We start from the raw sequence: 7,731 nt of genomic DNA on the forward strand, positions 1-7,731 counted from the left end.
CGGCTCTCGCCCGCGCTGGCCCAGAGCCTCGGCCGCACCATCCGCACCGGCCTCGATCGCGAGGCGCTGGCCTGCGTCCTCACCGCCGCAGGTCGCCTCGATCTGGCGGGCGCGCGCGCCGCCGCCGGCCTCGCCATCCGCCCCGGCACGGTGGCGGGCCTGACGAACCTAGCCGCCGAATCCGTGGCGCTGGGGCGCCGCACCGGCCAGCGCGGGGTGATGCAGGTGCTCGGCCTCGCCCGCGATCCCACCGACGTCGCCCGCGCGGTCCGCCTCAGCGAGCGCCTCGGCCCCCGCACCCGCGCCGCCCTGGCGCTGCTCGGACGCGGCGCGCTGGCGCTCGGCGCCGGCCTCTCGGCGCTGGCGAGCGCGCTGCTGGCGGGCTTGGCCTGGTGCTTCGGGGTCGCGCTGTTCTGTCGGAGACTGGGGCTGTTGCTGGGGCGGGCGCTGTGGCGGAAGGCCCGTCTGCCCGGAACGGAGACAAGTCCCGGAAACACAAGCTTAAAGGGCCGCCCAGGGGACAAAGTGGAACTATAAGCCCGCGCGTGGCAGAACGCGCGAGGGGAATACCCCGGACTGGTGGGGAAGAGGATCGCCATGGACGCACGGGACCTCGTCTTTTCCTCGCCCGAGTTCCTGCGCCTGATCGAGAACGCCGAGATGATCGGGTGCTGGAGCTGGACCTTCGCCTCCGATCGCCACATCTGGTCGAACGGCCTCTATCGCCTGCTCGGCCTCGACGCCGGGACGGTCCGGCCGAGCTACGACCTGTTCCTGGAGCTGATCCACCCGGACGACCGGGCCCGGATGGAATCGGCCGTGGAGATCCGCCGCACGGGCGCGCTCAGCAGCCTCGACTTCCGCCTGGTCCGGCCCGACGGCTCGTGGCGGATCCTGTCCAGCCGCAACGAGGTGTTCTTCGACCCCGATGGCCGCCCGCGCGGCGCCTCCGGCGTCGTGCTGGACGTGACCGACAAGGAGCGCCTGCTGCAGTTGCGGCGCCTCGACCAGAAGCGCAAGCGCGCGCTCTTCGAGCAGGCCCGCATCCTGATGTTCTCCCTGAACCCGGCGGGCGAGTTCACCTTCCCGCAGGAGGCCTTCGAGCTCACGGGGCTCTCGCCCAACGAGATCGCGGACGATGCCTTCCTCCTGATGGTCCCGGAGGAACGCGAGTACTGGCGGTCCCTGAGCCTGCAATCGCTGCAGGCCGGCATCATCCACACCTCCCAGCCGACGATCCACATCGACCGCGTCGAGCGGGGCCGGTTCGAGACCTTCACGGTTCCCATCCGCCACGACGACGGCGGCATCGTCGACTGGACCACCGTCGTCCAGCCCGCGGGCCACGGCCTCGCGGTCAAGGACGAGAGCTTCCGCCTCGGCCTTTCCCAGCACATCACCGCCCGCCACATCCGCGCGGCCCGCGCCCTGCTGGACTGGTCGCGCGAGGACCTCGCCAAGGCGGCGGGGCTGTCCCTGTCCACGATCCGCCGCATCGAGTCCGGCGAGCACAGCCTGAACGATGCGAGCCGCCGCCGCATCATCGCGGCCTGCGAGGGCAACGGCCTCAGCTTCAACGTCCTGACGAGCGGCGCCATCGCGGTGGCCGCCCGGTGATTCGGGTTACGGAGTGATTCGGGTTGCGGAGTGATCGGAGCCGGGGCTCGGATCGGGGCCACTGACCGTGTGGTCGCGCTCGGCCTTCGATCAATCCCGCACACGCAATCGGACCTTTGCGTCACCCACGGCAGGGGAACCGCCACACGTTTGTGACAGGCCCGAACAGGCATGCTGCACTTTACATCCAGGCCGCTTGACGCTTTGATGTGTCCAAGAGGTGCACGGTCTCGACCCGTCAGCGCCCCGTCCCCGCCGTTGGGGAAGAGCGTTCAGGGGAGCGGACAATGCCGAATCTTGCCTCGTCCACCGCTTCATGGGCCGGCCCGCAGGCACGCCACGGCGCGCAGGACGCGGAGGTTCGGCTCACATACGCGCGGAAACGCTCGGCCGAGGACAGCCGCCACCGCGCCCTGGCGCTCAGTCGCATCGTCGAAACCGACATCATCCCCCGTCTGAAGCTGCTTCACCCCCAGCTCGTACCACCGGTCGACGCGCCGCTGGTCAAGCCGGACGCGCAGCAGATCGAAGCCTTCACGCAGCTCCTCTTCGGGTCGGACGTTTCCGCGGCCTCGGAGGCCGTCAAGGATCACCTGGCCAAAGGTCACTCCGCCGAGAGCATGTTCCTCGAACTTCTCGCGCCCGCAGCGTCCTTGCTCGGACGCTTGTGGGACGAGGATCTCTGCGACTTCATCGAAGTGACCGTGGGCGTCGCCCGTCTTCAGGTGCTTCTCTCGCAATACCGATCGGACGCACCTGTGTCCGACCCCGACGAGGACCGCTCGGCGCTGTTGATGGGGGCGCCGGGGGAACTCCACACGTTCGGCGTGGCCGTGGTCGAGCAGTTCCTGCAGGTGGCCGGATGGCAGGTCACGAGCGGCCTGGCCTCCAGCGCGAAGCAGATTGCCGATCTCGTCGGCTCGACGAAGTTCGATGTCGTCGGCCTGACATTGAGCTGCGAGAGCCGCCTCGATGGGTTGGCGGCCTCGATCCGATCGGTCCGCAAGGTGTCACGCAACCGGTCGGTGGGCATCATGGTCGGTGGCCCCGTCTTCCTCGACAAGCCCGAACTCGTCGAGCGTGTCGGCGCGGACGCGTCGGCCGTCGACGCACCGACGGCGGTCCTGCTCGCGCAAAGACTTTACGACATCGGCGTCGCCGACAAGCTCCGCCTCGATCCAGGCCAACGGCCAACGGGTGACCCAAGCAGCTAGGAACCTGCATCCGCACCATCGGTGCAGGCTTCTGATGAGCGCTCAATCTGTCGAAATCTCGACGCGTGAGACAATGCGACCGTCAGATTTGGATCTGATTTCAAATCGGTCTTGAACTTTACGGTCGGCGCATGGCGGAGTGTTGTTATCATGAACCTCGTTCAGCTCATCTATTCGTCACGCCCATTCGGATTTGACCAAGCCGCCTTGAACAGCATTCTCACGCAGTCGCGTCGCTGCAACACGCGAGACGGATTGACGGGCGCCCTGATTTGCAGGTCCGATATCTACCTGCAGCTGCTGGAAGGTCCGGAGGAAGCGATCGACGCGACCTACGCGCGGATTCTGCGGGACGATCGGCATCTCGAGATCCGCCGCTTGACCTACCACGCTGTCACCGACCGTCTTTTCCCCGCCTGGGCCATGCGCAGCGACCCGGCACGCTCCTGGATGTGGTCACCGGCCGACGTCGATGACGGGGCAGCCACGCGGGCAACGCAGGAACAGCTTCTGGGAATTTTCGAGCGCCTCGCGGCCGAACCCGCCGAGCCGCCGCGCGTCGGCGCCGCTTGAGCCGTCGATCGGGCGGGAGGCGAACGCTGGCTGCCGATCGTCCACTCTGATCGACCCTCGCCGTGAGATCGGCAGCGTCCTGCAATTCGGGACCCAGCGTCCGCATCCTGGACGAGACAGGGGCCGTGGATGCGTCAGGGACGCTCCTCCTCGACCATCGCGTTGATGCGCCGGTGCAAGGCGTCGTAGAATTGCGCCCGAAGGCCGTTCGGCTCGCGCTGCACCGTCCATTCGCTTCGCGCCTCGCTCGCGAGTTCCACGAGGAAGCGATGCCGGCCCGTGTGCGTCGGCCAGTCCGCCGCCGTTCGGGTGGCCTCCTCCGCAATCCGTTGAACCAGGGTGGGGATGCTGACCCATCCGGGCGAACCGGCGTGATCGGCGTGTTCACGCAGATCAGCCAGAAAGCCGCGTGCGGCGGTTCGGGCAGACGCCACGCTGTCGTCCGGCGGATTGCGCATCGGCACCCCTCCCCACGCTCTCGGTGGTCAGACCTTATCACAGCCTTCGTCCATCGAGGGTGCAGAGCGCGTCGACGTCGGGTCTGACGCCGGCCCGATCGCGTTTGCCGTACGACGCGACAGTTCGAGTTCGGCGGGTTTTCCCGCCGTCTCGTCAGGGATCACGAGCGCTATCCCAGCACGCTCGCGGATCTCCACATCGTCGCCTTCGTCTGTCTCGTGCTCAAACAGGCCGCTCGACGGGCAGGCGGTTCACCACAGACTCCAGGCATGGTCGACGGATTGATGACGACGGGCTTTCCGAGTTGGCGGATCGATTCAACAGAATCTGAATCGAGAGGCGGGTCTGACCTCTGCTGCGACCGATATCCCGGTTTGCGACAAGCCCCTTCGAGGCGGCGAGGCGCCTCGTCGTCAGCGAAAAAGGCTAGGGGGCGCCGGCGGGCTCGCATTCAGCAGCGTGATCGTCACCCGTCGGTTCGGCGCGATGTAGGGATTGTCGGGGAAAGCCGGCTCGGTGTCGGAGCGTCCCACGACGGAAGCGAAGTTGTCGTCGGGAACCCCGGCACCCGCCAGGATCTCGCGCACGGCGAGCGCACGCCCGGCGGTGAGGTTCCAAGGTTCGCCGGCCTGCGCCGAGCCCGGGCGCGCGGTGGCCGTGTGGCCGGTTATGGACAGGCGGTTGGGCAGCCGGCGCATGGCGGGCGCGAGCGCCTCCAGCACGCGACGGGTGCGCTCGTCGGGGTAGACGGAGCCCTCGCGGAACATGGAGCGGCCGTCCTGGTCCACGAGGGAAACGTCCACGCCCTCCTTGGTGGGCTCGATCACGATGTTGCGCGACAGCTCGCCAATTTCGGGCATCTTCTCAAGCGCCTGCCGGAGGCTGGCTATGGCGCTGACGTTGGCCTGCTCGCTGGCGGCCGGGCGGCTGGCAGCGAGATCGCTGGCGCGGCGCTGCCTGGCCGGGAGCGTTCTGTCCTCCTGCTCGGCAGAGCCCCTGGCTGCGTCGCGCTGCGTGGATGCCTTGTCGCCTGAAGTGTCTGCAGCGCCCCGCGCTGCGTCGCGCGGCGTGGCTGCCTTGTTGCCTGACGTGTCTAGGGCGGTGCCGTACAGCATTCCGCCAGCGCCACTGGTTTGCGTGCTCAAGGCCGCCGGCGCGAAGTATTCCGCTAAACCGACCTTCTGCTCCTCCGTCGTCATGCTGATCAGCCACATCAGCAGAAAGAACGCCATCATGGCGGTCACGAAGTCCGCATAGGCGATCTTCCAGGCCCCGCCGTGGTGTGCATGAGGGGTCTTCTTGACCCTCTTGATGATAATGATCGGCTGGAGAGCCATGGCCATCGAGTCCCTGCTCGAGATTGCGTCAGATCTAGGCGGGCAGAGCGGCGGTTGCCGTTTCCACTTCGTTGAAGGTCGGGCGGACGTCGCTCATCAGAGCCTTGCGGGCAAATTCTACCGCCATCACCGGCGGCTGGCCGCTGATGTGGGCGATGAGACCCGCCTTGAGCGAAAAGTAGTATTTGGATTCGGCCTCGAGGAGGCTCTTGAGCGACTGCGCCATGGGCCCGAAAAAGCCATAGGCGACGAAGACGCCGAAGAAGGTACCGACGAGCGCGCCGCCGATCAGGTGTCCCAGCACCTCCGGCGGCTCTTTGATCGCCCCCATCGTCTTGATCACGCCGAGCACGGCGGCGACGATGCCGAGCGCCGGTGTTCCGTCGGCGAGCGCCTGCATGGACGAAACGACCCGCTCCTGCTCCTGGTGGTGCGTCTCCAGCTCCTCATCCATGAGAGCTTCGATCTCGTAGGCGTTGTTGGCGCCCAGCATCACCATACGCATGTAGTCGCAGACGAACTCGACCGCGTGATCGTTCGCTGCAAAGGTCGGGAAGGCGTTGAACAGCGTCGACTCGCTTGGATCTTCGATGTGCGGCTCGAGCGCCATCATACCCTTCTGCTTCACAAGCTTGTACAATGAATACTGCATCCCCAGCAGTTCGACATAGCATTGTTGCCTGTACTTGGGGCCCTTCACGAGCGTGCCCAACATGGATGGCACGGCCTTGAGCACCGGCCCGGTGTTGCCGATGATGAAGGCACCGATCGCTGCACCGAGGATGATGACAAACTCGAACGGCTGCCAAAGGACTTCCAGATGGCCACCCATCGCCGCGTAGCTGCCGAAGACGCAGGCGAAGACGATGATTGCGCCGATGATCAGTCGCATAATTTGCCATCCTTGCGCGGGGGAGGGTACGGCCCGCGGGAAGCCACCAATGATTGAACACATTAATGATTAGGGTTAACAGCGCGTTTAGAACGCTGACCGAAGGATCGTCACATCTCTGGTCCCGGCATTTGGTGGAACGGGTTTGACCTGAAGCGACGGGGCTCGGCAGGCCATACCTCGCAGATGGCCTCGTAGGGTGTGCTCGCATCAGCGTCGCTGTCCCGCCGATGCGCCAACCGGTTAAGCCGCCCGATCTCGCCACGCCAGGCAGCGCCCCGTCGTCTCACCGGCCCCCGTCGCCGAGATGAAAGACGATCCGTCGATGCGAACGGCCGCAGACCTCGCACCGGCCACTTGCACGCAGGAAGCGGATGGCACCGTCAGCTGACCGCCGAGCTTCGATCCAAGCAAGACATTCGTCCTGTTGACGCTCCCGTCGGGTATCGGACCGGGTCCGCGACTGCCGATGTCATCCGTATCCGATCGACGATGGCGGACGTCGTGACCGTCAGGAACCGGTGCCAGCTTTTCACAGGTGGGGACATAGCTGGCGGCGGAGGCGTCCCGCAGCATCCGACCACGCCGGCTTCGAACGTCTCTCGGCATACCGGACAACGCGCATCGTCTGCTCGATCGAGGGCGCGCACGACCGTCCGGTCCACGGATCTGTCCACGGGCAGGCAGACCGTCGCAAATTCACCCGGAGCGGCCCGTCACACGGGCGAGCCGAGTCCGTCCGGCCCCGGGATCGGCGATTCCCTGGGCGTCTCGAGAGAGGCGTCCCGCGCCGGAGGACACGGGCGCCGGGTCGATCGGCCCCTCACAGATCCAGCACGTCCACCGCGTCCCCCAGCCGGGCCCGCGCCAGATCCGCCACGTGGCGGTGGTGGGTGAACAGGATCGGCTGGATCGTGTCGCCCACCGCCGCCAGGGCTTCGAGACCGTGGGCGGTGCGGGCGTCGTCGAAGGTGAGGAAGAGGTCGTCGCCGATGAAGGGGGCGGGCTCGGCGCGGGTGGCGTAATCCTCGAGGTAGGCCAGCCGCAGGGCGAGGTAGAGCTGGTCGCGGGTGCCCTCGCTCAGTCCCTCCACGGGGACGAGTTCGCCCCCGGCGCGGCGGCCGGCGAGGCGGGGAGTGTCGCTGGCGTCGTAATCCTGGGCGAGGCCCGCGAAGGCGCCGCCGGTCAGCGCCCCGAACAGGGCGCCCGAGCGGGCCAGCAGCGGGTCCTGCTGGCCCGCTCGGTGGCGGCCGATGGCGGTGCCGAGCATCAGGCCCGCGAGCTTCAGCACCGCCCAGTGCCGGGCCTGCGCCTGGAGTTCGGCCTCCGCCGCCTTGCGCTGGGCCAGCGCCAGCTCGGCCCCGGTGCCGCCTTCGAGTTCGGCCCGGCGGCGCTCGTGGCGGTCGCGGTCGGCAAAGGCGAGCTGTCCGCTCCGGTCGAGGTCGTCCGCCTCGGCCGCGCAGTTGGCGAGCAGCTCCTCGATGTCGTCGCTCGTCAGCGCCGCGCGTTCGGCCCGCAGCTCCGCCTCCGACAGGCCGTCGGCGGCGCGCGCCAGTTCGGCCCGGCGCTCGGCGCGCTCGGTCTCCCAGGCCCGGCGCGCGGTGAGGCGCGCATGCAGCGCCTCCGGGTCGGTGTCGGG

General features: G+C 67.6%; 6 protein-coding genes and 3 pseudogenes. 5 read left to right on the plus strand and 4 right to left on the minus strand.

Annotation, left to right across the window (positions count from 1 at the left end; all coding sequences use genetic code 11):
* The 4 genes and pseudogenes from JWQ05_RS20665 to JWQ05_RS20680 all read left to right on the plus strand — a co-directional run.
* Positions 1–537, plus strand: a pseudogene (locus JWQ05_RS20665) (hypothetical protein); the annotation flags it as partial.
* A 60-nt stretch (positions 538–597) separates the two neighbouring features.
* Positions 598–1,617: a PAS domain-containing protein gene (locus tag JWQ05_RS20670; protein WP_299662769.1), complete on the plus strand. Its 1,020-nt coding sequence runs from the start codon at positions 598–600 to the stop codon at positions 1,615–1,617.
* 287 nt (positions 1,618–1,904) lie between these two features.
* Positions 1,905–2,831 carry a B12-binding domain-containing protein gene (locus tag JWQ05_RS20675; RefSeq protein ID WP_299662771.1) on the plus strand — a complete coding sequence of 309 codons (927 nt, stop codon included), beginning with the start codon at positions 1,905–1,907 and terminating at the stop codon, positions 2,829–2,831.
* Between the two features lie 150 nt (positions 2,832–2,981).
* Complete coding sequence (locus tag JWQ05_RS20680; protein ID WP_299662773.1) at positions 2,982–3,404, plus strand: BLUF domain-containing protein; 423 nt, start codon at positions 2,982–2,984, stop codon at positions 3,402–3,404.
* Positions 3,405–3,538: 134 nt separating this feature from the next.
* Here JWQ05_RS20680 and JWQ05_RS20685 read toward each other — a convergent pair whose 3' ends face one another.
* Entirely contained in the window at positions 3,539–3,862 is a 324-nt protein-coding gene (locus tag JWQ05_RS20685; RefSeq protein WP_299662776.1) for a hypothetical protein, read from the minus strand.
* A gap of 144 nt (positions 3,863–4,006) precedes the next feature.
* Here JWQ05_RS20685 and JWQ05_RS20690 point away from each other — a divergent pair.
* Positions 4,007–4,117 (plus strand): annotated as a pseudogene (locus tag JWQ05_RS20690) (IS5/IS1182 family transposase); the annotation flags it as partial.
* 159 nt (positions 4,118–4,276) lie between these two features.
* On the opposite strand, the gene JWQ05_RS20695 reads toward JWQ05_RS20690, so the two are convergent.
* The 3 genes and pseudogenes from JWQ05_RS20695 to JWQ05_RS20705 all read right to left on the minus strand — a co-directional run.
* Positions 4,277–5,206, minus strand: coding sequence for a flagellar motor protein MotB (locus tag JWQ05_RS20695; protein WP_299662779.1), 930 nt, complete (start codon positions 5,204–5,206; stop codon positions 4,277–4,279).
* 28 nt (positions 5,207–5,234) lie between these two features.
* On the minus strand, positions 5,235–6,092 hold the full coding sequence (gene motA / locus JWQ05_RS20700) for a flagellar motor stator protein MotA (RefSeq protein ID WP_299662782.1): 858 nt from the start codon (positions 6,090–6,092) through the stop codon (positions 5,235–5,237).
* A gap of 823 nt (positions 6,093–6,915) precedes the next feature.
* Positions 6,916–7,731: pseudogene (locus tag JWQ05_RS20705) on the minus strand (chromosome segregation protein SMC); the annotation flags it as partial.

Source organism: Methylobacterium sp. (genome assembly GCF_028290105.1).
Classification (GTDB): domain Bacteria; phylum Pseudomonadota; class Alphaproteobacteria; order Rhizobiales; family Beijerinckiaceae; genus Methylobacterium.